Genomic DNA, 23,740 nt, shown 5'->3' on the forward strand with positions numbered 1-23,740 from the left:
CCGACAGAAAGAGCAGAATGCCCCGCTTCAGCATCATCGTCCCGTCCCATGGCGTGACCGGCCGGCTGTCCCAGGCGCTGGACTCGGTCCTCGCGCAGTCCTACGGCGACTTCGAGCTGATCCCGGTCTGCGACGCACCCGACGCGCCGGGAGCGGACCTCGCGGCCCGGTACGCCGAGCGGGACTCCCGGGTCAGCCCGGTGCACTCGCCGCCGACGGACGGTCTGGCCGGGGCGCGCAACACCGGGACCCGGGCGGCGACCGGCGCGTATCTGCTGTACCTCGACGGCGACGACACCCTCGTCCCGGGCGCGCTGGCGGCGCTGGACGCGCGGCTGGCCGAAGCCGGTGACGTGGACGTCCTGTACGTGGAGCACGAACGGGTGCCCTGGTGGGAGGGCGAGCCGACCAACCCGACGGCGCTGCTGCTCCCGCCGAAGACCCCGGACGGCGCGTTCTCCCCCGACCAGGTTCCGCAGCTGACCGGCGTCCAGCTCCCGGCGTGGAGCGCGGCCTACCGCCGGGCCTTCCTCACCGAGCACGGTCTCGCCTTCCCGGACAGCCACTACACCGACGTCGGCTTCGGCGCCCTGGTGGCGCTGCGGGCCGAGAAGGTGGCGGTGCTGCGGGAGGTCGTCGTACGGCATCTGGTGCGCCGGCAGGGCAGCCGGCTGAACCTGCCGGGCGGGCAGCACGCGGACCTGCTCGACCAGGTCGAGCTGGTGATGACCCGAGCCGTCGAACTCGGCCTGCACGAGGAGCGGTTGGTGCCGCTGTTCGACCACCTCTTCGCCACCGTCCTGAGGACGGCCGCCCACCCCCACCGGATCGCCGCCGGCCGCCGCGCCTTCTTCCGCCGGGCGGGCAGGCTCTACCGCCGCCACCGCCCGGCCGGTTTCCGCACCCCGGGCGGCAGCCTCGGCGTCCAGCACCGGCTGCTGGCGAGCGGGGCGTACGCGGCCTTCCGCGCCCTGCGGGACGTCAACCGGTCGACGACCCACATCCGCGAGATCCTGCCGCGCCCGCACGGCCTGCGTACCCGGCTCCGCTACGCCCGCGCCCTGCGCCGCCCGCTCGATCCCGGCCTCGCCGTGTACTGCGCCTACTGGGGCCGTGGCTACACCTGCAACCCGGCCGCCATCCACGCCAAGGCCCGCGAACTGGCCCCGCACCTGCGCGCGGTGTTCCTGGTCGAGGCGGACCAGGCGCACACCGTGCCCGAGGACATCGAGTACGCGGTGATCGGCAGCGCGAAGTACTGGGACGTCCTCGCCCGCGCCACGTACCTCATCAACAACGCCAACTTCGCGGACGCCGTCGTCAAACGCCCCGGCAGCGTGCACTTGTCGACCCAGCACGGCACCCCGCTGAAGAAGATGGGCGTCGACCAGGCGACGTACCCGGTGGTGGCCGCCGCGACCGGCAGCTTCACCAAGCTGCTGGACCGCGTGGACCGCTGGGACTACAACCTCACCTCCAACCGCCACTCCACCGAGATGTGGGAGCGGGCCTTCCCGGCCGCGCACGAGACGCTCGAGTACGGCTATCCGCGCAACGACGTCTACTACACGGCGACCGGGGACGACGTGGCGCGCGTCCGGCGGGAGTTGGGCGTCCCGGAGGGCAGCACGGCGGTCCTCTACGCCCCGACCCACCGGGACTACCACACCGGCTTCGAGACCGGCCTTGACCTGGAGGCCTTCTGCGCGGAGGCCGGCGAGGACGTGGTGGTGCTGCTGCGCGCCCACTACTTCTACGACCGGGGCAGCGCGCACAGCACCGGCCGGATCATCGACGTGACCGCGCACCGCTCCGCCGAGGACGTGTGCCTGGCCGCGGACGCGCTGGTCACCGACTACTCGTCCATCATGTTCGACTACGCCAACCTGGACCGGCCGATCGTCGTGTACGCGGACGACTGGGACGTCTACCGGGAGACGCGGGGCGTCTACTTCGACCTCATGGAGCAGCCGCCGGGGCCGGTGACCCGGACGCCCCAGGAACTGGCCCGGGTCTTCCGGGACGGCTCCTGGGCGGGCCCGGAGTCCGCCCGCGCGCGGACCGCCTTCCGGGAGCGGTTCTGCCAGTTCGACGACGGGCGCGCCGCCGAACGCGTCGTACGCCGGGTGCTGCTGGGCGAGCCGCCCGAGTCCCTCCCGCCCGTGATCCCGCTCGCCGACCGTACCCCGGCCCCGGTGCCCGCCCTCGTGAGGAACTGAGACCCGTGCCCCGCTTCAGCATCATCGTCCCCGTCTTCAAGGTGCAGGGTTACCTGCGCGAGTGCCTCGACTCGGTGCTCGGCCAGTCGTACCCCGACATCGAGGTGATCGCCGTCGACGACCGCTCGCCCGACGGCTGCGGCGCGATCCTCGACGAGTACGCGGCACGCGACGAGCGGGTGCGGGTGCTGCACCTGCCCGAGAACGTCGGCCTCGGCCGCGCCCGCAACGCGGGCCTGGAGCAGGCGCGCGGCGACTACGTCCTCTTCCTCGACAGCGACGACCTCTACACGCCGGGCCTGCTGGCCGCCGTCGCCGACCGGCTCCGGAGCGCCGAGGACCCGGACATCCTGGTCTTCGACCACGTCCGCACCTACTGGTGGGGGCGGGGCGGCCCCAGCGACGCCTCCGAGCTGCTGGCCCGGGCCGGCCAGGACGTCTTCGACCTGCGGACGAACCCCGAGTACGTCCATCTGTTCCTGGTCGCGTGGAACAAGGCGTACCGCAGGGCCTTCTTCCTGGAACACGGCCTGCAGTACGCGCCCGGACTGTACGAGGACGCGCCGGTCACCTACCGCTCGCTGGTGCTGGCCGAGCGCATCGCGTGCCTGAACCGGATCGGCGTGGAGTACCGGCAGCGGCGGCAGGGCGCGATCACCAGGACGCCGGGGCGCCGGCACTTCGACATCTTCGCGCAGTACGAGGGCCTGTTCGCGTTCCTGGAGGAGCGGGACGACCTGGCCTGGGCCCGGCCGCTGCTGTTCGAACGGGCCCTGGACCACATGCTGTACGTGATCGCACGCGAGGACCGGGTGACGCCGTCCGACCGCTCCGCCTTCCACCGGGAGATGCGCGCCTTCCACCGCCGGCACTGTCCCGAGGGCTTCACCCCGCCGAACGGCCCGCGCGGCACCGAGATGCGCCTCCTGGCGAGCGCGCCCTACGCCTCCTACGCGGCCCTGCAGGGTGCGCGCGGGGCGCGCAGGCTGGCCGGGGCGGCCAAACGGCGTACGGCGCAGAAGGCGTCGGCGGTGGCCCACAGGTCCTGGTACGCGGCCCTGTCGAGTCTGCCCCTCGACCCGCATCTCGTCGTCTACTCCGCCTCCCACCACACGACCGTGTCCGGCGATCCGGCCGCGATCCATGCCAAGGCCCGGGAGATCGCACCGCAGTTGCGCGGGGTGTGGGTCGTGCAGGAGGACGCGGTGGACACCGTGCCGGCCGGAGTCGAGTACGTCCTGCCGGGCTCACGGCGCTACCACGCGCTGATGGCGCGGGCGACGTACTGGGTGAACAACGTCAACTGGCCCGGCGCGCTGGCCAAACGCCCCGGACAGGTCCAGATCCAGACCCACCAGGGCACCCCGCTCAAGTACATGGGCGTCGACCTGCTGGACAAGCCCGGCGCACGGCACGGCTTCAGCGTGCCGAGGATGCTGCACCGCGCCGACCGATGGGACGTGAGCCTGGTCGCCAACCGGCACTCGGAGCTGGTGTGGGAGCGGGCGTACCCGTGTCACTTCGCCTCGGCGCGCACGGGCAGCCCCCGCAACGACGTGCTGGTCACCGGTGATACGGCGCGGGCGCGGGCGGTCCGCGCGCGGCTGGGCGTTCCGGCCGACCACACGGTGGTGCTGTACGCCCCGACACGCCGGGAGTACCGCCGGGGCGGCCACGTCGACCGGATCGACCTGGCCCGGTTCGCCGCGGACCTCGGCGAGGGGCACACCCTGGTCGTCCGTCTGCACCCGACCCTCGTCGTCGGGACGGCCCGCGGGATGGGGCTGGCCGATCTGCACGGGCGGGGCGTCCTCGTCGACGCGACCGACGAACCGCACGTCGAGGACCTGATGCTGGCCTCGGACGTGCTGGTCACCGATTATTCGGCGCTGATGTTCGACTACGCCAACCTGGACCGGCCGATCGTGATCCACGCCGACGACTGGGGCGCGTACGCGGCGAGCCGGGGCGCCTATTTCGACATCACCGCCGAGGCGCCGGGTCATGTCTCGCGCTCCTACCGTGAGCTGGCGTGGCTGTTCGCCTCCGGCACCTGGCGGGACGAGGAGTCGGCGGGACTGCGGGCCGCGTTCCGGGAGCGGTTCTGCGAGTTCGACGACGGCCGGGCCGCCGAGCGGGTGGTGCGGACGCTGCTGCTGGGCGAGCGGATGCCGGAACCGGTGTCGTCGCGCGCCATCCCGGCCCCGTCCAACGGGCGGACTCCCTCGGTCCGGTGAGCGCGCGACAGCGCGGACGCCGGTGCAGGGGCGTCCGCGCTGTCTGTTCGGGGTGGCCGTCAGCCGGTCACTCGATGACGAGGTCGACCTCGATGTTGCCCCGGGTGGCGTTGGAGTACGGGCAGACCTGGTGGGCGGTCTCCACGAGCTTGCGGCCGGTCTCCTCGTCCACGGTGTCCGGCAGCTCGACGCGCAGCGTCACCTTCAGGGCGAAGCCCTCGCCCTGCTTGCCTATGCCGACCTCGGCGGTCACGGCGGCGTCGCTCACGTCCACCTTGGCCTGGCGGCCGACGAGGCCGAGGGCGCTGCCGAAGCAGGCGGCGTAACCGGCGGCGAACAGCTGCTCGGGGTTGGTGCCCTCACCGTTGCCGCCCAGCTCCACCGGCGGCGCCAGCTTCACGTCGATCTTGCCGTCGTTCGTGAAGGCCTTGCCGTCACGGCCGTGGGTGGCGGTGGCGACCGCGGTGTAGAGCGCGTCCATGGGAAACCATCCCTCTCAAGTAGATCCTGTTCCGGCGGCCTCTCGGTGGCCGCCGTACGACCACAAGTAGAGCACACAATTCAGTTGTGCACAACTAAATGGCTCGCAAGAGCTATCCTGGAGGCATGAGTACGACGCCCACCACCGACTGGCTCCGCCTGGACCAGCAGATCTGCTTCTCCCTGCACGCCGCCTCGCGCGCCTTCGGCGGCGTCTACCGCCTGGTCCTCAAGGACCTCGGCCTGACCTATCCGCAGTACCTGGTGATGCTGGTGCTGTGGGAACACGGGGACCTGCCGGTCAAGAAGCTGGGGGAACACCTGCGCCTCGACTCCGGCACGCTCTCCCCGCTGCTCAAACGCCTGGAGGCGGCCGGTCTGGTCCGCCGTGAGCGCAGCGCGCGCGACGAGCGCTCGGTGGAGGTGCGGCTCACCGAGGAGGGCAGCGCGCTGCGCGAGCGCGCTCTGCAGGTGCCGCGCCGGATCGCCGTCGCGACCGGCCTGGACATCGACGAGATCCGCTCGCTGCGGGCACGGCTCGACGAGCTCACGACGGCGCTGGACGCGGCCACGGCGGCAGAGGCGTCAGGGCCGTCCCAGGGGTGAGGACCCGATCGCGGGGGCGCGGCGGACGTACAGGCGCAGGGCCACCCGGCCGCTGACATACTGCCACCGGGGCGTGAACCGCCCCTTGAGGGCGGCGAGTTCGGCTCGTTCGACCGCGTCCCCCGGGGAGGTCCCCCGGCGCAGCACCCGCTTGTCACCGACGACCCAGACCCGGTCCGCGCGGGCCAGCCGGTCCGCCACGTCCCGGGCACCGACCTCCCGCCCGGTCAACGTCCCCGAACTCGCCCCCGGCTCCCCCAACGCGATGTCCCGGGCCTGCCGGAAGCCTGCCGGGTACGCCGACGCCGTGATCCGCCAGAACGACGGCACGAACAGCACGGGGTCACCGGGCCGGATGTCCCGGGCGGCGAGCGCGGAGACCGCGGCGAGGTTCTCCGGCCGGTGCGCGGGAGAACGGTCGTGGCGATACAGGGGCAGGTCGTGCAGGAAGACGACGGCGACCGCGAGAACGCCGGTGAGGGTGAGGAGGGGGACCCGCGGCGGGCGGTGGGCGGGCAGGGGGGACCGGCGGGCGTCGGGCGAGGCGTCGTCGGCGACCAGAACGTCCGATGCGTGGCCGGTGCTCAGCGGACCGCTCGCGGACGGTCCCTTCGCGCGCGGGACGTCCGCCCCGCGCGGCCGGCCGCTGTCGCTTCCCGAGCCGTTGTGGACCGGCAGGTCGTGTGACGCGGGGCGACTCCTCGGCCGACCCAGGGGCAAGCGAGCCACGACCGACGCCAGCCACTCACCCCCCGCCGCCACCAACAGCGGTGCCCCGGCGAACGCGTACAGCACGTAGCGCTCGTGGTACAGCGGCTGGATCTGCGACACGCCCATCAGCAGCGCGGGCGGCAGCACGAGCAGGGGCACGGCGACCGCGCCGACCCGTCGCGCGCTCAAGGCCCCGAGCACCGCCAGCAGCGCGCTTGTCCAGAAAACGACCCCTGAAGGGGTGACGGCGAGCGCCCGGACCAGTTCCTCGGCCTTGTCCCGGTCCGGCGCCACCAGCCAGCCCACCTGTCCCACCTGGCCGTGGGACACCCAAGCGAGCGGCGCCAGAACGACCCCCACCGCCACCACGGCGCGTCCCCACCCCAGCCACACCCGCCGCGGCGCCCGCGCCAGCAGCAGGGTCACGGCATGCGCGCACACCGCGAGCACCGCGAACTCGTGCAGCAGACAGGTCACGGCGAGCACCGCGCCGTACCGGCGCCAGGGCCACGGACGCGTCGACGGGGCCGCCTCCAGGCCCGTCACCAGCAGCAGCGTCGAACCGATGACGCCCGCCGAGACGATCGCGTACGACCGCCCTTCCTGCGCGTAGTGGCCGATCAGCGGCGTGCAGGCGTACAGGAGGCCGGACCACAGGCCCACCCTCGGACCGGCCAGCCGCAGGCCGAGCACCCCGACCAGGCCCGCGCTCACCGCGGCCCCGCACACGGACGGCAGCCGCAGTGCCACCTCGTCGGCGCGGACGGTAAGGACGAGGTGCATGAAGAGGTAGTACAGACCGTGCACGGCGTCCACCGAATGCAGCAGCCGCCAGATCTGCGGCACCGTGCGCCGTCCGACCAGGAAGGTGACGCTCTCGTCGCCCCACATGCCGCCCCGGTCCAGGTGCCACAGTCCGATCACCAGCATCACGACGGCGGGCACGGCCACGGCCACGACCTCCGCCCGCAGCACGCGACGCACCGTGCTCTTACCGTCCACTCGCGAGTTTCCGGACTGTTGGCAATCTCTTACCGGCGATTGACGGAGAATCTGCATGCCTACTCCATTCGCCCGGCTTACGATCCGCCGTGATGAACGCGGAGCAGAGCTCAAAGACACGACGCCATCTGTTCGCCCTCGCCGCCGGCTGGCTCGCCACCCGGGCCACGATGCTGTGGCTGCTCGCCCACGACGGCATGCCGCGCCTCGGCGGGGGCTCGGTCACCCGGGAGGTGTGGCACCTTTACCACCACTGGTACGTCGTCCTGAGACACGGCGGCTTCCCCGTCCACGACGCGCTGTGGCAGTACCCGCCGGGTGCGGGCGCGGTCCTGCTCTCGCCGGCGCTGCTGCCGGGCCTGACCTACTTCCAGGCCTTCGTCGTCCTCACCCTGGCCTGCGACGCGGCGATCACCGCCGCACTGGCGTTCACCGGCGCCCGCGGCCACCGCACCCTCCTCGGCGCGGCGGTGTGGGTGGCCGGCCTCCCGCTGCTGCTGCACACCCCGCTCGCCCGATACGACGTCGAGGTGACCGCCCTCGCCGTCATCTCCCTGTTGACGTTGCCGCGCTCCACGCGCGCGTGCGGTGCGTTCGCGGCGCTGGGCGCCCTGGTGAAGGTGTGGCCGGCGCTGGTGCTGCTGGGCACGCCGAGGGGCCGTATGACGCGCTCGGCGTGGACCTGGGCCCTGGCCACGGGGACCGTCGCCCTGGGCTTGCTGGCGGCCACTTTCGCCAACCCCTTCGGGTTCCTGCGCGAACAGGGCGGCCGGGGCGTGCAGATCGAGTCGCTGGGCGGCACGGTCCTGTCCTTCGCCGTGCACGCCGGCTGGCCGGGGAAGGTGCGCTACCAGTACGGCGCCATGGAGTTCACCGGCCCCTACGTGCGCACGGTCGCCCACGTCTCCCTCGCGCTCACCGCGATCGCCTTCGTGCTGCTGCTGCTGTGGCGGCTGCGGGCCCGGCGCTGGACGCCCGCCACGCCGTACGACGCGGCGCTCGCGGCGGTGCTCCTGTTCACCGTCACCAGCCGGGTGATCAGCCCGCAGTACATGATCTGGCTGGTGGGCCTGGCCGCCGTCTGCCTGACCTCGCGGAACACCGTGCAGCGTCCGGTGGCCTGGCTGATCCTGGCGGCGACGGCGGTCAGCGCCGTCGTGTACCCGGTCATGTACGGCCAGGTCATGGCCTGCACCTGGGCGGGCTGCGCCCTGATGCTCGTCCGCAACGGCCTGCTGGCGACCGCCGCCGTCCTGTCCTTCGTGCGCCTGTGGCGCTCCACCGCGGCCCCGCAGGGCATGCCCGGGGCGCCCCGCCGCTCCCCGGACAGCCTGGGAGCCGGCCAGGCGGTGCCGGTCTGAGGTCCCGCCTGCTTCACTGGTACCGAACGCGAGCACGACGGCTCGACCCAGTGGGGGGACGAGGCACATGACCTGGCTGATCACCGGCGGCGCCGGTTACATCGGGGCGCACGTCGTCCGGGCGATGGCCGGGGCGGGCGAGCGGACGGTGGTGTACGACGACCTGTCGACGGGCCTCGGCGAGCGGGTGCCCGACGGGGTGCCGCTGGTGGTCGGCTCGACGCTGGACGGCCCGCGCGTCGCCCGCGCCCTGGCCGACCACGAGATCACCGGAGTCGTCCACCTGGCGGCGAAGAAGCAGGTGGGCGAGTCGGTGGACCGGCCGCTGCACTACTACCGGGAGAACGTCGAGGGCCTGCGCGTCCTGCTGGAGGCCGTGACGGCGGCCGGCGTCCCGTCCTTCGTCTTCTCCTCCTCGGCCGCGGTGTACGGCACTCCGGACGTGGACCTGGTGACGGAGGAGACGCCCTGCGTGCCGATGTCCCCGTACGGCGAGACGAAGCTGGCCGGTGAGTGGCTGGTCCGGGCGACGGGCCGGGCGACGGGCCTCGCCACCGCCTGCCTGCGCTACTTCAACGTGGCGGGCGCGGCCGGCCCGGACCTGGCGGACGTCGGCGTCTTCAACCTGATCCCCATGGTCTTCGAGAAGCTGACCGAGAACGCGCCGCCGCGCATCTTCGGCGACGACTATCCGACCCCCGACGGCACCTGCGTGCGCGACTACGTCCACGTGGTGGACCTGGCCGAGGCGCACGTCGCGGCCGCCCGCGCCCTCGCTTCCTCCCCCGGCCGCGACCTCACCCTCAACATCGGCCGCGGCGAAGGGGTCTCGGTCCGCGAGATGATCGACCGCATCAACACGGTCACCGGCCACGACCGCCCCCCGACGGTCGTCCCCCGCCGCCCCGGCGACCCGGCCCGCGTGGTCGCCTCCGCCGACCGCGCCACCGCGGAACTGGCCTGGAAGGCCAGGCACGACATCCACGACATGATCACGTCGGCCTGGGCGGGGTGGGTACGGCTGCATCCGAAGGCGGCGCGGAGGTAGCAGCCCCAGCGGCCGCGGTCGCCCTGGTCAGGCGTTGTTCAGGTGCGCCAGGACGGCCAGGACCCGGCGGTGGCCGCTGTCGCTCGGGGGCAGGCCCAGTTCGAGGAAGACGTTGCCGATGTGTTCGTGGACGGCGCGTTCGGTCACGACGAGGGTCTTGGCGATGGTCGCGTTGTCGTGGCCCTCTGCCATGAGCGCCGGCACCTCGCGCTCGCGCGGCGTCAGGGAGTCGAGGGGCGAGTCCTCGCGGCGGGTGAGGAGTTCGGTGACGACCTCGGGGTCGAGCGCGGTGCCGCCGGCCGCGACCCGTTCCAGCGCGTAGAGGAACTCGTCGACCCGGCCGACGCGGTCCTTGAGGAGGTAGCCGAGCCCGCTCGCCCCGTCGGCCAGCAACTCGGCGGCGTACGACTCCTCGACGTGCTGCGACAGGACGAGGACCGGAAGCCCGGGGATCCGCTCGCGCGCCTCCAGCGCCGCCCGCAGGCCCTCGTCGCGGAAGCCGGGAGGCATCCGGACGTCCAGCACGGCCGCGTCGGGGCGGTGCTCCAGGAGCGCGGGCAGCACCTCGGGCCCGGTGCCGGCGACGGCCACGACCTCGTGCCCGACGGAGGTCAGCAGCAGGACGAGGCCCTCGCGCAGCAGGGCGTTGTCCTCGGCGATCACGACTCTCACGGGAGGTCCGCCTCAACTCCGGTCACCGCAGCCTACTCACAGCGCCTTGACGGCCTCCGCCGTGGCCCGGGCGAGGGCCCCCAGGTATCCCTTGGGCAGCTTCGGGCTGCGGATCACCACCGAACGCCAGTACAGCGGCCCGGAGATCAGGTCGAGCGCCAGCTCGTCGTCGAGGCCGGCCCGGACCTCGCCGCGCTGCTCCGCCGCCGCGATGATCTTGCTGGCCACGCCCTCCTGGCCCTGCCGCAGAGCTTTCTGCACGGCCTCGGCGATGTCCGGGTTGCGGGCCGCCTCCGCCTGGAGGTCCGGGAGGATCTGCGAGGCCACGGGGTGGCGCAGGGCTCGGGAGGTGACCTCGTACAGCAGGCGCAGGTCGCCCTCGAGGGAGCCCGTGTCGGGCACCGGCAGGCCCTGCACGGCGAGCGCGGAGACGATGTCGAGCACCAGGTGCAGCTTGGAACGCCAGCGGCGGTAGACCGCGGTCTTGCCGACGCCCGCCCGGCGGGCGATGCCCTCGATGGACATCCGCGCATAGCCGACGGACGCGAGCTCCTCGAAGACGGCCGCCCGAATGGCCTCCGTCACGTCCTCACGGAGTACGGCCGCCCCGGCTGGGGTCCGGCGGCGCGGACGCGTCTGGGGCTCCTCGGCGTTCGTCGTCATGCGGACCAGCATAGGGCGTTGCGACGATACGGTCCCGTCCCCACGCGAGAATGCCGGGGACGCCAGGAGGCGCGACGGACTCACCCGTCCGGTCCGTGACGACGAAACGGTTGCGTTCCGACGCCAACTCCGCCTACGCTCACGTTGCGACGATACGGTCCCGTCCCGACGTAAAAGAACAGTAAGCAAAGCGCAAAGGAAACGCCGGGCGACAGACCGGCCGGCCTCCGCCGGACGCCCAGCACCCCTCCCCCGAGTGAAAGCAGCGGATGTGAGCCAGGTCCTCGACACACCGCCCCCGACGCCGGCCCCGGCCGACGACGACCTCGCGGCCCTCGCCGCCCGCCACGGCCTCTCGGTCAGCGGCGCCCGCCCCTCCCTGCCCGAGTACGTCCGGCAGCTGTGGGAGCGCCGCCACTTCATCACCGCCTTCGCCACCGCCAAGCTCACCGCCCAGTACAGCCAGGCGAAGCTCGGCCAGGTCTGGCAGGTCATGACCCCGCTGCTGAACGCGGCGGTGTACTACTTCATCTTCGGCGTCCTGCTCAACACCAAGCGCGGTGTGCCGGACTACATCCCGTTCCTGGTCACCGGCGTGTTCATCTGGACGTTCACGCAGAGCTCGATCATGGCGGGCACCCGAGCCATCTCCGGCAACCTCGGCCTCGTCCGCGCCCTGCACTTCCCGCGGGCCGCGCTGCCGATCTCCTTCGCGCTCCAGCAGCTGCAGCAGCTGCTGTTCTCGATGGCCGCCCTGGTCGCCATCCTGCTCGGCTTCGGTGTCCCGATCGCCTTCTCCTGGCTGCTCGCGGTCCCGATCCTGGTGCTGCAGTTCACCTTCAACACCGGCGTCGCGCTGATCATGGCGCGGATGGGCGCCAAGACCCCCGACATCGCCCAGCTGATGCCGTTCATTCTGCGCACCTGGATGTACGTGTCCGGCGTGATGTGGAGCATCACCAAGCTCACCAAGGGCGACCACCTGCCCCACTGGGCCATCATCGCCCTCGAGACCAACCCGGCGGCCGTCTACATCGACCTCATGCGCTTCGCGCTGATCGACAGCTTCCACGCCAAGCAGCTGCCCCCGCACGTGTGGGCGGCGGCCACCGGCTGGGCCCTGCTCGCCGGCGTGGGCGGTTTCATCTACTTCTGGAAGGCCGAGGAGATGTACGGCCGTGGCTGAGTACCCCTACGACACCTACGCCATCGACGACCGCGTCCCCGCCGACCGGATCGACCGCCTCCCCGCCGCGCCGATCCCCACCGTCGTCTGCGACGGCGTCGACATCGTCTACCGGGTCAACGGCACCGGCGCCGGACGCGGGTCCGCGACCGCCGCCCTCAACCGCATGCTGCGCCGAGAGCGGGCCGAGAAGGCGGCCGGCGTGCGCACGGTGCACGCCGTCAAGAACGTGTCGTTCGTCGCGTACAAGGGCGAGGCCATCGGCCTGATCGGCACCAACGGTTCCGGCAAGTCGACGCTGCTGAAGGCGGTCGCGGGCCTGCTGCCGGTCGAGAACGGGCACATCTACACCGACGGCCAGCCCTCCCTGCTCGGCGTCAACGCCGCTCTGATGGGCGACCTGACCGGCGAGAAGAACGTCTACCTCGGCGGCCTCGCGATGGGCATGTCCCGCGAGGAGGTCAAGGAGCGCTTCCAGGACATCGTCGACTTCTCCGGGATCAACGAGAAGGGCGACTTCATCACCCTCCCCATGCGGACCTACTCCTCCGGCATGGGCGCCCGCCTGCGCTTCTCCATCGCGGCCGCCAAGGACCACGACGTGCTGCTCATCGACGAGGCGCTCGCCACCGGCGACCGGTCCTTCCAGAAGCGCTCCGAGGAACGCATCCGCGAGCTGCGCCAGCGCGCGGGCACCGTGTTCCTGGTCAGCCACAACAACAAGTCGATCCGCGACACCTGCGAACGCGTGCTGTGGCTGGAGCGCGGCGTGCTGCGCATGGACGGGCCGACGGAAGAGGTCATGGCGGCCTACGAGGAGTTCACCGGCGGAGCGGACAAGCCGAAGGCCGCCTGAACTCCGCCGCGAGAGAAAGAGGGAGGTGCCCCGGGCCGGTCGGCCCGAGGCACCTCCCTTTCCGTACCGCCTGCTACGAGTGCGTCCGCAGCAGGGTGCGCATCGTCCGCATCGCCACCGACAGGTTGGCCAGGTCGAAGGTCTCCGAGCTCTGGATCTCCTCCAGGGTGGTGCGCGCCCGGCCCAGGATCGCCGTGTTCCTCTCCTCCCAGGCCTTGAAGCGCTGTTCGGGAGTCGAGGTGCCGTTGCCGACCGCCAGGACGTCGGCGGTCAGCGCCGCGTGGGCCGCGTAGAGGTCCTCGCGGATGGAGGCGCGGGCCATGGACTGCCAGCGGTCCGCGCGGGGCAACTCGATGATGCGGTCCATGAGCTGGGTGATCCGCAGCCGGTCGGCGAGGTCGTAGTACACCTCGGCGACGTCCAGCGGCTCCTTGCCCATGCGGTCGGCCACCGACACGATGTCGAGCGCCGGGAAGGCGGAGGAGAACCCGGCCACCCGCGTGGCGAGTTCGTCCGGGACGCCGGAGCCGGTCAGCTCGTCGTAGATCTGCTGCCACCACTCGAGGTCGGCGCCGCGCAGCAGCTTGGTCAGCTGGGACCAGACCTGTTCGACGCGCTCGGCGAAGAAGTCGACCGTCTCGGCGAGCTGCAGCGGCTGCGGCCGGTTGTTGAGCAGCCAGCGCGTGCCGCGCTCGACCAGCCGTCGCGAGTGCAGGCGGATCCGGGTCTGCACGGCGGCCTCGACCTGGTTGTCGAGGGCCTCCACCGCGTCCCACACCGGCGCCGAGCTGAAGATCGCGCGGGCCGCGGTCTGGGCGCGGACGATCTCCTCGAGCGAGGCCCCGGTCTCCTCCCGCAGACGGTGCAGGTACGTCGTACCGCCCGTGTTGACCGTGTCGTTGACCAGGACGGTCGTGACGATCTCGCGGCGCAGCGGGTGCTTGTCCATGTACTGCGGGAACTGCTCGCGCAGTGCCGTCGGGAAGTAGGCGTGCAGCAGGCTGCGCAGGTAGGGGTCGTCGGGGAGCGTGGTGTGCAGCAGCTCGTCGGCGACCGTGATCTTCGTGTACGCCAGCAGGACCGCCGTCTCCGGGCCGGTCAGGCCCTGGCCCTGGCCCAGGCGTTCGCGGATCTGGCGGTCGGTGGGCAGGAACTCCAGGGCCCGGTCGAGGTGGCCCTCCCGCACCAGGTGGCGCATGAAGCGCTGCTGGGCGTGGAGCATGTCCTTGGACTGGGCGAGCGCGTTGGCGATGGCCGTGTTCTGCGCGTAGTTGTTGCGCAGGACCAGGCGCCCGACCTCGTCGGTCATCTCGGCGAGCACCTTGTTGCGCTGCTTGACGGTCAGGTCGCCGTCCGCGACCAGGCCGTTGAGCAGGATCTTGATGTTCACCTCGTGGTCGGAGGTGTCCACGCCCGCGCTGTTGTCGATGGCGTCCGTGTTGATCTTGCCGCCGTGCAGCGCGAACTCGATCCGGCCGAGCTGGGTCAGGCCCAGGTTGCCGCCCTCGCCGACGACCTTGACACGCAGGTCGGCGCCGTCGACGCGGATCGGGTCGTTGGCCTTGTCGCCGACGTCGGCATGCGACTCCGTACTGGCCTTCACGTACGTGCCGATGCCGCCGTTCCACAGCAGGTCGACCGGCGCCTTGAGGATCGCCTTCATCAGGTCGGCCGGGGTCATCTTGGCGACCTTGCCCTCGATGCCGAGGGCCTCCCGGATGTGCGCGTTGAGCGGGATGGCCTTGGCGGTACGGGGGAACACGCCCCCGCCGGCCGAGATGAGACCGGTGTCGTAGTCGGCCCAGCTGGAGCGCGGGAGTTCGAAGACGCGGCGGCGCTCGGCGTAGGAGGTGGCCGCGTCCGGGTTCGGGTCGATGAAGATGTGCCGGTGGTCGAAGGCGGCGACCAGGCGGATGTGCTCGCTCAGCAGCATGCCGTTGCCGAACACGTCACCGGACATGTCGCCGATGCCGACGACCGTGAAGTCCTCGCTCTGCGTGTCCACGCCCAGCTCACGGAAGTGCCGCTTGACGGACTCCCAGGCGCCGCGGGCGGTGATGCCCATGCCCTTGTGGTCGTAGCCCGCGGAGCCGCCGGAGGCGAAGGCGTCGCCGAGCCAGAAGTTGTAGTTCTCGGCGACCCCGTTGGCGATGTCGGAGAAGGTCGCGGTGCCCTTGTCGGCGGCGACCACGAGGTAGGTGTCGTCCTCGTCGTGCCGGACCACGTCGGCCGGGGGCACGACCTCGCCGGCCACCATGTTGTCGGTGATGTCGAGCAGCGCCGAGATGAACGTCTTGTAGCTGGCGATGCCCTCGGCCAGCCACGCGTCCCGGTCCGCCGCAGCGTCCGGCAGCTGCTTGGCGACGAAGCCGCCCTTGGCGCCGACCGGCACGATGACGGTGTTCTTCACCATCTGCGCCTTGACCAGGCCGAGGATCTCGGTACGGAAGTCCTCGCGCCGGTCGGACCAGCGCAGACCGCCGCGGGCGACCTTGCCGAAGCGCAGGTGCACGCCCTCCACGCGCGGCGAGTAGACCCAGATCTCGAACGCGGGGCGCGGCGCGGGCAGGTCCGGGATGGCCTGCGGATCGAACTTCATGGACACGTACGCGTGCGGCTTGCCGCCCGCCGCCTCCTGGAAGAAGTTGGTGCGCAGGGTCGCCCTGATGACGGTCAGGAAGGACCTGAGGATGCGGTCCTCGTCGAGCGACGCCACCTGGTCGAGGGCCGCGTCGACCTCCTCGAGGAGCGCGTCGACGATCTCGCGGCCGGCACGCTGGCGGTCCGGCGACATCCGTGCCTCGAACAGGGAGACGAGCAGCCGGGTGGTGTGGACGTTGTTGCGGAGGGTGTCCTCCATGTAGTCCTGCGAGAAGGTGGAGCCCGCCTGCCGCAGGTACTTGGCGTACGCCCGCAGCACCATCGCCTGCCGCCAGGTCAGCCCGGCGCTCAGCACGAGGGCGTTGAAGCCGTCGTTCTCCGCCTTGCCGGTCCAGGTGGCGGCGAAGGCCTCCTGGAAGCGCTCGCGGCCGTCGTCGCCGTAGTCGCCGCCGCTCTTCGAGGTGGGCATGCGCAGCCCGAAGTCGTAGATCCAGGCGATGGAGCGGTCCGCGCACCGCAGTTCGTAGGGCCGCTCGTCGGTGACCTCGACGCCGAGCCGGCTGAGGACCGGCAGCACGGCGGAGAGGGAGACGGCGTCGCCCTTGCGGTAGATCTTGAAGCGGCGCTCCTCGGGGGCCGCCCCCACCGGCTCGTAGAGGCTGAGGGAGAAGTCCTTGCCGTCCTGCTCCTGCGTCGCGGTGAGCTGTTCCAGGTGGACGAGGTCGGCGACCGCGGCGCGCGGCGTGTGGTCGGCCTTGTAGCCCTCCGGGAAGGCGTTGCTGTAGCGGCGCAGCAGTTCGGCGGCCCGCTCCTCGCCGAGTTCGGCGTTCAGCGCCTCGGCGAAGGCGTCGGCCCAGGACCGGGCGGCCTCCACCAGCCTGGCCTCGATGCGCTCCTTGTCGGCGTCGGACAGCTCCGGCAGGTCGGTGCCCGGCGGGACGCGGACCACGAAGTGCAGCCGGGACAGGATGGACTCGGTGTTCCAGGCGGTGAAGTCGACGCTGATGCCGCCGAGTTCCTCCTTGAGGATGTCGATGATCCTCAGGCGCACGCCGGTGGTGTAGCGGTCGCGGGGCAGGTAGACGAGGGCGGAGTAGTAGCGGCCGTACTCGTCCTGGCGCAGGTAGAGGCGCAGCCGCCGGCGTTCCTGGAGGTAGAGGACGGAGGTGGCGATGGCCTCCAGCTCGTCGGCCGGGGTCTGGAAGAGCTCGTCGCGCGGGTACGTCTCCAGGATCTGCAGCAGGTCCCGGCCGTCGTGGCTGTTGGGCGAGAAGCCGGCCCGCTCCAGGACCTCGTCGACCTTGCGGCGGATGACCGGAACCCGGCGCACCGATTCGGTGTACGCGGCGGAGGAGAACAGCCCGAGGAAGCGCCGCTCGCCGACCACGTTGCCGTCCGCGTCGAACTTCTTGACGCCGATGTAGTCCAGGTACGAGGGCCGGTGCACGGTGGCACGACTGTTGGCCTTGGTCAGCACCAGCAGCTTGTGCTCGCGGGCCTTGGCGCGCGCGTCGGCGGGCAGCCGCTCGAAGGACGGGCTGACCGGGTGGCCCTCCTCCCGCGAGTGGTGCGGGTCGGAGCGCAGGATGCCGAGTCCGGTGCCGGGGACGGCGGCGAGGGTGTCGTCGTCGCGCAGCTGGTACTCGCGGTAGCCGAGGAACGTGAAGTGGTCGATCGCCAGCCAGCGCAGCAGCTCGCGGGCCTCCTCGATCTCCTGCTCCCGCAGGTCGGGGGCGACGGGCTCCTTGGGCAGCTCGTCGGCCATGCGCAGGGCCGCCTCGCGCATCTTGTCCCAGTCCTCGACGGCCTCGCGGACGTCGGACAGGACCCGCAGCAGGTCGGCGGTGATCTGCTTGAGGTCGCCGCGGTCGGTCTCGCGGTCGATCTCGACGTGGATCCAGGACTCGAGGTGAGTGTCGTGCGGCAGCTCGCCGCCGCCCGTCCGCGTGGAGAGCAGCTCGATCAGCTTGCCGGTGACGTCACGGCGGACGACGACCTGCGGGTGGATCACGACGTGGATGCCGCGTCCCTGCCGGGTGAGCTCGTTGGTCACGGAGTCGACGAGGAAGGGCATGTCGTCGGTGACGACCTCGACCACGGAGTGGCTGCAGGTCCAGCCGTTCTCCTCCACGGTCGGGGTGTGCACCCGCACGCTGGCGGTGCCCTGGGGGCGGTTCTCGGCCAGTCGGTAGTGCGAGAGCGCGGCTCCGAAGACGTCGACCGGGTCCCGGTCGGTAAGGTCCTCCGGTGCGGTGTGCAGGTAGTAGCGCTGGAGGAACGCGAGCACGGATTCCTGGTCCGGGGTGTCCGGGGTGTCGGGTGTGCCCTCGTCCGCCGTCCCGGTCGGTAGGTGCCCCCCGACCGGGCTGTTCTCAGCTACCCGAGCGGCCCTCTCCAGCAGCTCGGCCTTGGCTTCGTCCAGCTTGGTCTGCATTGTCCTCTGGCTCCTGTCGCGCGCCGTTGCGTGACGTAGAAGGAAGTACGGTCTCTTCCCCTGCGGCTCGACGCCACGGCCCGGGTTCTCCGGTCTGCTCCGACGCTATGCCGCAAGGTGAGATGAGCGGGGGGTTATCAGCCATTCTCGACACGCCCACGGACTGTGACGCTGATCTCTGTGTCACCGGGATCCGGGGTGAGTACGGCGTCCTGGGGACCCTTGCGGTCCCGTCCCGCCCGCGAGGACCAGCGACCGCCGCCCGGTCACGGAGGTGGTCCGTGCTCACCGGGCGCAGGGCAGGGGCGACAGTGCCCCCGCGAACTATCGCGCTGATCACGCCACCTAGGCTATCGCCCCTCACAGGGGCCCCGTCATGAGCCGTATGTGTACAAAACCGGGGGTCGAAGTTTGACGTTCTGCACAGCGACGCAGCCCGCGCAGGGGGACGCGGCGCTCACGCCGCCAGCCGCTCCGCCTCCACGACCGCCTCGGCCAGCGTGTCCACCACCGGCACCCCGACCGCCTCCAGGCTGGCCCGGCTGTGCGAGCCGCCGGTGTACAGCACGGCCCGCGCTCCCACGTGCAGCGCGGCCACCGCGTCGTCCGCGGCGTCCCCGATCACCACGGTCCGTCCGGGATCCACGTCGGCCAGCAGGGCGACGTGCCGCACCATGTGCTCCGTCTTGCTGCCCCCGGACGGGCCGGTGCGCCCGTCGACGCGTATGAAGTGCGCCTCTATCCCGAAGCCGCGCACCAGCGGCACCAGGTCCTCGTGCCCGTACATGCTGAGGATCGACTGGCTGCGCCCCGCCGAGCGCCAGCCGGCGAGCAGCTCGGCCGCCCCCTCGGTCAGGGCGCACCGGCCCCGGTGCTCGGTGTAGTAGCGGTGGAAGGTCTCGTCCATGAGCTCCCACTCGGCGTCCGTCGGCAGCCGCCCGAGCAGCCGCTCGTAGAACTTCGGCACCGGCACGCAGTACAGCGCCCGGTACTGCTCCATCGTGATCGGCTCGAGCCCCAGCTCGGCGAAGGCCGCGTTCGTCGCCCCGATGATCGCGTCATTGTCGTGGAACAGCGTCCCGTTCCAGTCCCACACAATGTGCGCCCCTGCGTTCTTCCCCATGCGAAAGACCGTACCCGCCGCCACCGACAATCATGAGAACAGCAGCTCAACGGGGGGTTCGGCGATGGGAGTGGCCGGTTCAGCCCGCAAGCCCCACCAGGTTCGGGATCTCCTGCGTGGCGTACCACAGCAGCTCGTGGTCCTCGGCCCCGTCCACCACGAACCGCGCGTCGTCGTCGCCGCGGTCCGCCGCCTCGAGCGCCTCGGCGGCGGCGGCCACGTCCGCCTCCGCGTCGTCGAGGTCGACGTGCACGGCGGCCGCCTTGGCCAGCGGTACGGTCCCGGTGACCCGGACCTCGCCGAGGGCGGCCGGGTCGAGCCCGCGGTCGGGGTCGGCGGACGCCGTGCCGTCGGGCACGTCGACGGCGACCACGACCCGGCGCCGGGCGGCTGTGGCGTCGGCGGCGAGCAGGCGCAGCGAGGCGAGCGCGGCCCGGTTGAGCGCCGCGTACTCCAGTTCCTCGATGTCGTCGGACAGGTACCACTCGCGCAGCGCGGGCGTGACGGCGTAGGCGGTCAGCGGCCCTGCCCCCAGCTCTCCCGTCTTGTACGCCTCGGCGAGACCGGGGAGGGTCAGGGGGACGTAGACACGCATGGCTGGCCGCTTTCTTGATCGGTGGGCTCCGGGACTGGGCCTTCAGGATACGTGCGGGCGTCCCCTTTCGAGTCCCCGCCGGTGACGCCGGGACCGTCCACTTCAGGCCCCCGATTCACCCTCGACACCCGCGTGAGCAGGGGCTTCCGCCCCCTTGGATCACACTGATAGGTGAACCTTCCGGCCGTCTCGACGCGGCCCGCCGCCTCCTTGCCGCCATGGTCACGGTCCGTACAAGATCCCCAACAGGAAGTTACCGCTCGGTATAGACCGTCCGACCGGACTCACGGAAACGGGGACATCCATGCACAAGGTCATGACCAGGTCAGCGCAGCTCCAGCCGGGGACCCGCCCGCCGGGTCGCCGGGACACCCGCCGTCCGGGTGGCGCCCCACCGCGTACTCCGGGTGGCGCCGCGGCCGGGACGGCCCCGGGAGGTGGACGCCCGCCCGGGTCCCGGAGCTCCGCACCATCCGGCAGCACCGGGCCGGCGGACGGCCGCCCGGCCTCGGCTCCGGGCAGGAACACGCCCCCGCGGGGCGCATCGACCGCCTCCCGCGATGGCGCCGCGGCCGTTTCCCTGGCCGTCGCCGCCCCGGACGCTTCTCTCAGGCACGCGCCCCTGGGCTCGGCGCTGCTCGCCCCGCCCGTTCGCCGCCCCGTCCCGCAGCCTCGGCCCACGGACGTCTTCGCGGACCGTCTTCTCGCCGTCCTGAGCGGTCAGCGACCCGTCCACTGGATGCTGCGCCACACGGCGGGCCGCGCCTACGACGAACTGGCCCGCCTCGCCGAACGCGGCCCCCTGCGCACCCGTGGCACCCGCCCCGTCGTCCGCGACATCGGCTACTGCGTCCCGCGCCCCGGCGCCATCGAGGCGTTCGCCCGCATCGGCGCCGGGGAACAACTGCGCGCCATGGCCTTCCGCCTGGAACAGGGCCCCGACCTGCGCTGGCGCTGCACCGCGGTGGAACTGGGCGGACCGCGCCCCGAGCGCCCCACCGACGACGACTAGACGGACGGACGCACAAGGGCCGGGCCACCCCTTCGGATGACCCGGCCCCCGAGCCGCTACGGTGCCGCGGGCACCGTCACTTCTTGCGGCGACGCCCGCCCCGGGACTGCTTGCGGCGCTCCGCCCGCGTGAGGCCGTCGGCCTCGGAACGCACCGGCTCCTCGTCGCCGACGAAGTCGCCCTCGATGGTGCCGCCCTCGCCGTCCACGGTCGGCGCGGAGAAGTGCAGGTTCCGCCGCTGCGGGGCGTCCAGCCCCTTGGCGCGGATCTCCGGACGGGCACCCGCCTGGGCCGGCACCGCGTCCTGCTTGGCCATGTCGACCGGAGCGGCGTCCTCGACCGGGACCTCCTCGACCTGCTGCTCCACCTGGACCTCCAGGTTGAACAGGTAGCCGACGGACTCCTCCTTGATGCCCTCCATCATCGCGGTGAACATGTCGAAGCCCTCGCGCTGGTACTCGACCAGCGGGTCCTTCTGCGCCATCGCGCGCAGGCCGATGCCCTCCTGGAGGTAGTCCATCTCGTAGAGGTGCTCGCGCCACTTGCGGTCCAGGACCGACAGCACGACCCGGCGCTCCAGCTCACGCATGATCTCGGAACCGAGCTGCGCCTCACGCGCCTCGTACTGCTGGCGGATGTCGTCCTTGATGGACTCGGAGATGAACTCGGCGGTCAGGCCCGCCCGGTCGCCGGCGGCCTCCTCCAGCTCCTCGACGGTGACCCGCACCGGGTAGAGCTGCTTGAAGGCGCCCCACAGCCGGTCGAGGTCCCAGTCCTCCGGGAAGCCCTCGGCGGTCTCCGCGGACACGTACGCGTCGATCGTGTCGTCCATGAAGTGGCCGACCTGCTCCTGCAGGTCCTCACCCTCCAGGACGCGGCGCCGCTCGCCGTAGATGACCTCGCGCTGGCGGTTGAGCACCTCGTCGTACTTCAGGACGTTCTTACGGGTCTCGAAGTTCTGCTGCTCGACCTGTGACTGGGCGGACGCGATCGCGCGCGTGACCATCTTGTTCTCGATCGGCACGTCGTCCGGCACGTTCGCCATGGACATCACGCGCTCGACCATCTGGGCCTTGAACAGCCGCATCAGGTCGTCGCCGAGGGAGAGGTAGAAGCGGGACTCGCCGGGGTCGCCCTGGCGGCCGCTGCGGCCGCGCAGCTGGTTGTCGATACGGCGCGACTCGTGCCGCTCGGTACCGAGGACGTACAGGCCGCCGAGCTCCTTGACCTCCTCGAACTCGGCTCTGACCGCCTGCTCGGCCCGCTCCAGGGCCGCGGGCAGGTTCTGCGCCCACTCCTCGATGTGCTCCTCGGGGTCGAGCCCGCGCTGGCGCAGCTCCGCCTCGGCGAGGTCCTCGGGGTTGCCGCCGAGCTTGATGTCCGTACCACGGCCGGCCATGTTGGTGGCCACGGTGACGGCGCCCTTGCGGCCGGCCTGGGCGACGATCGTCGCCTCACGGTCGTGCTGCTTGGCGTTCAGCACCTCGTGCTGGATGCCGCGCTTGGACAGCTGCTGCGAGAGGTACTCGGACTTCTCGACCGACGTCGTACCGACGAGGATCGGCTGGCCCTTCTCGTGCTTCTCGGCGATGTCGTCGACGACCGCCTCGAACTTCGCGACCTCGGTGCGATAGATGAGGTCCGACTGGTCCACGCGGATCATCGGCCTGTTGGTCGGGATCGGGACCACGCCGAGCTTGTAGATCTGGTGGAACTCGGCGGCCTCGGTCATCGCCGTACCGGTCATGCCGGAGAGCTTCTTGTAAAGGCGGAAGAAGTTCTGCAGGGTGATCGTGGCGAGCGTCTGGTTCTCGTCCTTGATGTCCACCCCTTCCTTCGCCTCGATCGCCTGGTGCATGCCCTCGTTGTAGCGGCGGCCGGCGAGGATACGGCCGGTGTGCTCGTCGACGATCATGACCTCGCCGTCGATGACGACGTAGTCCTTGTCCTTCTTGAAGAGCTCCTTGGCCTTGATGGCGTTGTTCAGGTAGCCCACCAGAGGGGTGTTGACCGACTCGTAGAGGTTGTCGATGCCCAGCCAGTCCTCGACCTTGGTCACCCCGGACTCGTGGATGGCGACCGTGCGCTTCTTCTCGTCGACGTCGTAGTCCCCGGTCTCCTCGACGCCCTTGAGCGGGTTGCCCGCCTCGCCCTTCTTAAGGCGCAGGACCAGCTTGGCGAAGTCGCCGTACCACTTGGTGGCCTGGTCGGCCGGGCCGGAGATGATCAGTGGCGTACGGGCCTCGTCGACGAGGATGGAGTCGACCTCGTCGACGATGGCGAAGTTGTGCCCGCGCTGGACGAGTTCGTCCTTGGACCACGCCATGTTGTCGCGCAGGTAGTCGAAGCCGAACTCATTGTTCGTGCCGTACGTGATGTCGCACTCGTACTGCTCGCGGCGCTGGGCCGGCGTCATGTTGGCGAGGATGCAGCCGACGCTCAGGCCCAGGAACTTGTGGACGCGGCCCATCATCTCGGAGTCGCGCTCGGCCAGGTAGTCGTTGACCGTGATGAGGTGGACGCCGTCGCCGGAGAGCGCGTTCAGGTACGCGGGCAGCGTGCCGACCAGGGTCTTGCCCTCACCGGTCTTCATCTCGGCCACGTAGCCGAGGTGGAGGGCGGCACCGCCCATCATCTGCACGTCGTAGTGGCGCTGGCCGAGGACGCGCTTGGCCGCCTCGCGCACGGTGGCGAACGCCTCGGGCAGCAGGTCGTCCAGGCTCTCGCCGTCGGCGTAGCGCTGCTTGTACTCGTCGGTGAGGGCGCGCAGCTCGGCGTCGGAGAGGTCGACGAAGTCCTCTTCGATGGAGTTGACCTGGTCCGCGATGCGGTGCAGCTTGCGCAGGATCTTGCCTTCGCCTGCACGCATGATCTTCGAGAGGACGGACACGGGGGTTGGTCTCCTTGCCGGTCGGGCCTGGGACGGTCGGTTTC

Annotated in this window: 16 protein-coding genes; 8 read left to right on the forward strand and 8 right to left on the reverse strand. The window is 71.3% G+C overall.

The features are described from left to right. The first annotated feature begins 17 nt into the window (after positions 1-17). Together ACIRVK_RS07875 and ACIRVK_RS07880 are read left to right on the forward strand one after the other, a co-directional pair. Positions 18-2,219 (forward strand): CDP-glycerol glycerophosphotransferase family protein, encoded by a 2,202-nt coding sequence (locus tag ACIRVK_RS07875; protein WP_404244538.1) that lies wholly within the window; start codon positions 18-20, stop codon positions 2,217-2,219. A 5-nt stretch (positions 2,220-2,224) separates the two neighbouring features. Next, positions 2,225-4,456, forward strand: coding sequence for a CDP-glycerol glycerophosphotransferase family protein (locus tag ACIRVK_RS07880; RefSeq protein ID WP_404244539.1), 2,232 nt, complete (start codon positions 2,225-2,227; stop codon positions 4,454-4,456). Positions 4,457-4,523: 67 nt separating this feature from the next. On the opposite strand, the gene ACIRVK_RS07885 is transcribed toward ACIRVK_RS07880, so the two are convergent. Continuing rightward, positions 4,524-4,937 (reverse strand): organic hydroperoxide resistance protein, encoded by a 414-nt coding sequence (locus ACIRVK_RS07885; protein ID WP_404244540.1) that lies wholly within the window; start codon positions 4,935-4,937, stop codon positions 4,524-4,526. 125 nt (positions 4,938-5,062) lie between these two features. Between ACIRVK_RS07885 and ACIRVK_RS07890 the strand changes: the two genes are divergently transcribed. Then, positions 5,063-5,542: a MarR family winged helix-turn-helix transcriptional regulator gene (locus ACIRVK_RS07890; protein ID WP_404244541.1), complete on the forward strand. Its 480-nt coding sequence runs from the start codon at positions 5,063-5,065 to the stop codon at positions 5,540-5,542. On the opposite strand, the gene ACIRVK_RS07895 is transcribed toward ACIRVK_RS07890, so the two are convergent. Further along, complete coding sequence (locus tag ACIRVK_RS07895) at positions 5,522-7,183, reverse strand: hypothetical protein (RefSeq protein WP_404244582.1); 1,662 nt, start codon at positions 7,181-7,183, stop codon at positions 5,522-5,524. The genes ACIRVK_RS07890 and ACIRVK_RS07895 overlap by 21 nt on opposite strands. A gap of 164 nt (positions 7,184-7,347) precedes the next feature. Between ACIRVK_RS07895 and ACIRVK_RS07900 the strand changes: the two genes are divergently transcribed. Beyond that, entirely contained in the window at positions 7,348-8,616 is a 1,269-nt protein-coding gene (locus ACIRVK_RS07900) for a glycosyltransferase 87 family protein (protein WP_404244542.1), read from the forward strand. A gap of 67 nt (positions 8,617-8,683) precedes the next feature. Further along, on the forward strand, positions 8,684-9,664 hold the full coding sequence (gene galE / locus ACIRVK_RS07905) for a UDP-glucose 4-epimerase GalE (RefSeq protein ID WP_404244543.1): 981 nt from the start codon (positions 8,684-8,686) through the stop codon (positions 9,662-9,664). Positions 9,665-9,691: 27 nt separating this feature from the next. Here the strand turns inward: galE and ACIRVK_RS07910 are convergent, their stop codons facing one another. Beyond that, positions 9,692-10,336, reverse strand: a complete 645-nt coding sequence (locus ACIRVK_RS07910; RefSeq protein WP_404244544.1) for a response regulator — start codon at positions 10,334-10,336, stop codon at positions 9,692-9,694. A gap of 36 nt (positions 10,337-10,372) precedes the next feature. Next, positions 10,373-10,999, reverse strand: coding sequence for a TetR/AcrR family transcriptional regulator (locus tag ACIRVK_RS07915; protein WP_404244545.1), 627 nt, complete (start codon positions 10,997-10,999; stop codon positions 10,373-10,375). Positions 11,000-11,270: 271 nt separating this feature from the next. Here ACIRVK_RS07915 and ACIRVK_RS07920 point away from each other — a divergent pair, with 271 nt between their 5' ends. Both ACIRVK_RS07920 and ACIRVK_RS07925 read left to right on the forward strand, forming a co-directional pair. Continuing rightward, positions 11,271-12,185 (forward strand): ABC transporter permease, encoded by a 915-nt coding sequence (locus tag ACIRVK_RS07920; RefSeq protein WP_404244546.1) that lies wholly within the window; start codon positions 11,271-11,273, stop codon positions 12,183-12,185. Between the two features lie 49 nt (positions 12,186-12,234). After that, the gene (locus tag ACIRVK_RS07925) at positions 12,235-13,041 is read left to right on the forward strand and encodes an ABC transporter ATP-binding protein (protein ID WP_404244583.1); all 807 of its coding nucleotides are present in this window, start codon (positions 12,235-12,237) and stop codon (positions 13,039-13,041) included. Between the two features lie 73 nt (positions 13,042-13,114). Here the strand turns inward: ACIRVK_RS07925 and ACIRVK_RS07930 are convergent, their stop codons facing one another. From ACIRVK_RS07930 to ACIRVK_RS07940, 3 genes are all read right to left on the reverse strand, one after another. After that, positions 13,115-18,076: an NAD-glutamate dehydrogenase gene (locus tag ACIRVK_RS07930; protein ID WP_404244547.1), complete on the reverse strand. Its 4,962-nt coding sequence runs from the start codon at positions 18,074-18,076 to the stop codon at positions 13,115-13,117. Positions 18,077-18,533: 457 nt separating this feature from the next. Next, positions 18,534-19,199: an HAD family hydrolase gene (locus ACIRVK_RS07935; RefSeq protein ID WP_404244548.1), complete on the reverse strand. Its 666-nt coding sequence runs from the start codon at positions 19,197-19,199 to the stop codon at positions 18,534-18,536. 79 nt (positions 19,200-19,278) lie between these two features. After that, positions 19,279-19,794 carry a DUF6912 family protein gene (locus tag ACIRVK_RS07940; RefSeq protein ID WP_404244549.1) on the reverse strand — a complete coding sequence of 172 codons (516 nt, stop codon included), beginning with the start codon at positions 19,792-19,794 and terminating at the stop codon, positions 19,279-19,281. Positions 19,795-20,098: 304 nt separating this feature from the next. Between ACIRVK_RS07940 and ACIRVK_RS07945 the strand changes: the two genes are divergently transcribed. After that, positions 20,099-20,806, forward strand: coding sequence for an Rv3235 family protein (locus ACIRVK_RS07945; protein ID WP_404244550.1), 708 nt, complete (start codon positions 20,099-20,101; stop codon positions 20,804-20,806). Positions 20,807-20,882: 76 nt separating this feature from the next. Here ACIRVK_RS07945 and secA read toward each other — a convergent pair whose 3' ends face one another. Next, positions 20,883-23,696 carry a preprotein translocase subunit SecA gene (secA, locus tag ACIRVK_RS07950; RefSeq protein WP_404244551.1) on the reverse strand — a complete coding sequence of 938 codons (2,814 nt, stop codon included), beginning with the start codon at positions 23,694-23,696 and terminating at the stop codon, positions 20,883-20,885. Positions 23,697-23,740 lie beyond the last annotated feature (44 nt).

Origin of the sequence: Streptomyces sp. NPDC101152, assembly GCF_044768275.1 — a bacterium.
Classification (GTDB): Bacteria; Actinomycetota; Actinomycetes; order Streptomycetales; family Streptomycetaceae; genus Streptomyces.

What these genes read in the sequence shown, in the direction of transcription:
- ACIRVK_RS07875 (WP_404244538.1), top strand. Translation starts at nt 18, where the DNA reads ATGCCCCGCTTCAGCATCATCGTCCCGTCCCATGGCGTGACCGGCCGG.
- ACIRVK_RS07895 (WP_404244582.1), bottom strand. Translation starts at nt 7,183, where the DNA reads ATGCTGGTGATCGGACTGTGGCACCTGGACCGGGGCGGCATGTGGGGC.
- ACIRVK_RS07890 (WP_404244541.1), top strand. Translation starts at nt 5,063, where the DNA reads ATGAGTACGACGCCCACCACCGACTGGCTCCGCCTGGACCAGCAGATC.
- ACIRVK_RS07930 (WP_404244547.1), bottom strand. Translation starts at nt 18,076, where the DNA reads ATGCAGACCAAGCTGGACGAAGCCAAGGCCGAGCTGCTGGAGAGGGCC.
- ACIRVK_RS07945 (WP_404244550.1), top strand. Translation starts at nt 20,099, where the DNA reads ATGCACAAGGTCATGACCAGGTCAGCGCAGCTCCAGCCGGGGACCCGC.
- ACIRVK_RS07885 (WP_404244540.1), bottom strand. Translation starts at nt 4,937, where the DNA reads ATGGACGCGCTCTACACCGCGGTCGCCACCGCCACCCACGGCCGTGAC.
- galE (WP_404244543.1), top strand. Translation starts at nt 8,684, where the DNA reads ATGACCTGGCTGATCACCGGCGGCGCCGGTTACATCGGGGCGCACGTC.
- ACIRVK_RS07940 (WP_404244549.1), bottom strand. Translation starts at nt 19,794, where the DNA reads ATGCGTGTCTACGTCCCCCTGACCCTCCCCGGTCTCGCCGAGGCGTAC.
- ACIRVK_RS07900 (WP_404244542.1), top strand. Translation starts at nt 7,348, where the DNA reads ATGAACGCGGAGCAGAGCTCAAAGACACGACGCCATCTGTTCGCCCTC.
- ACIRVK_RS07915 (WP_404244545.1), bottom strand. Translation starts at nt 10,999, where the DNA reads ATGACGACGAACGCCGAGGAGCCCCAGACGCGTCCGCGCCGCCGGACC.
- ACIRVK_RS07935 (WP_404244548.1), bottom strand. Translation starts at nt 19,199, where the DNA reads ATGGGGAAGAACGCAGGGGCGCACATTGTGTGGGACTGGAACGGGACG.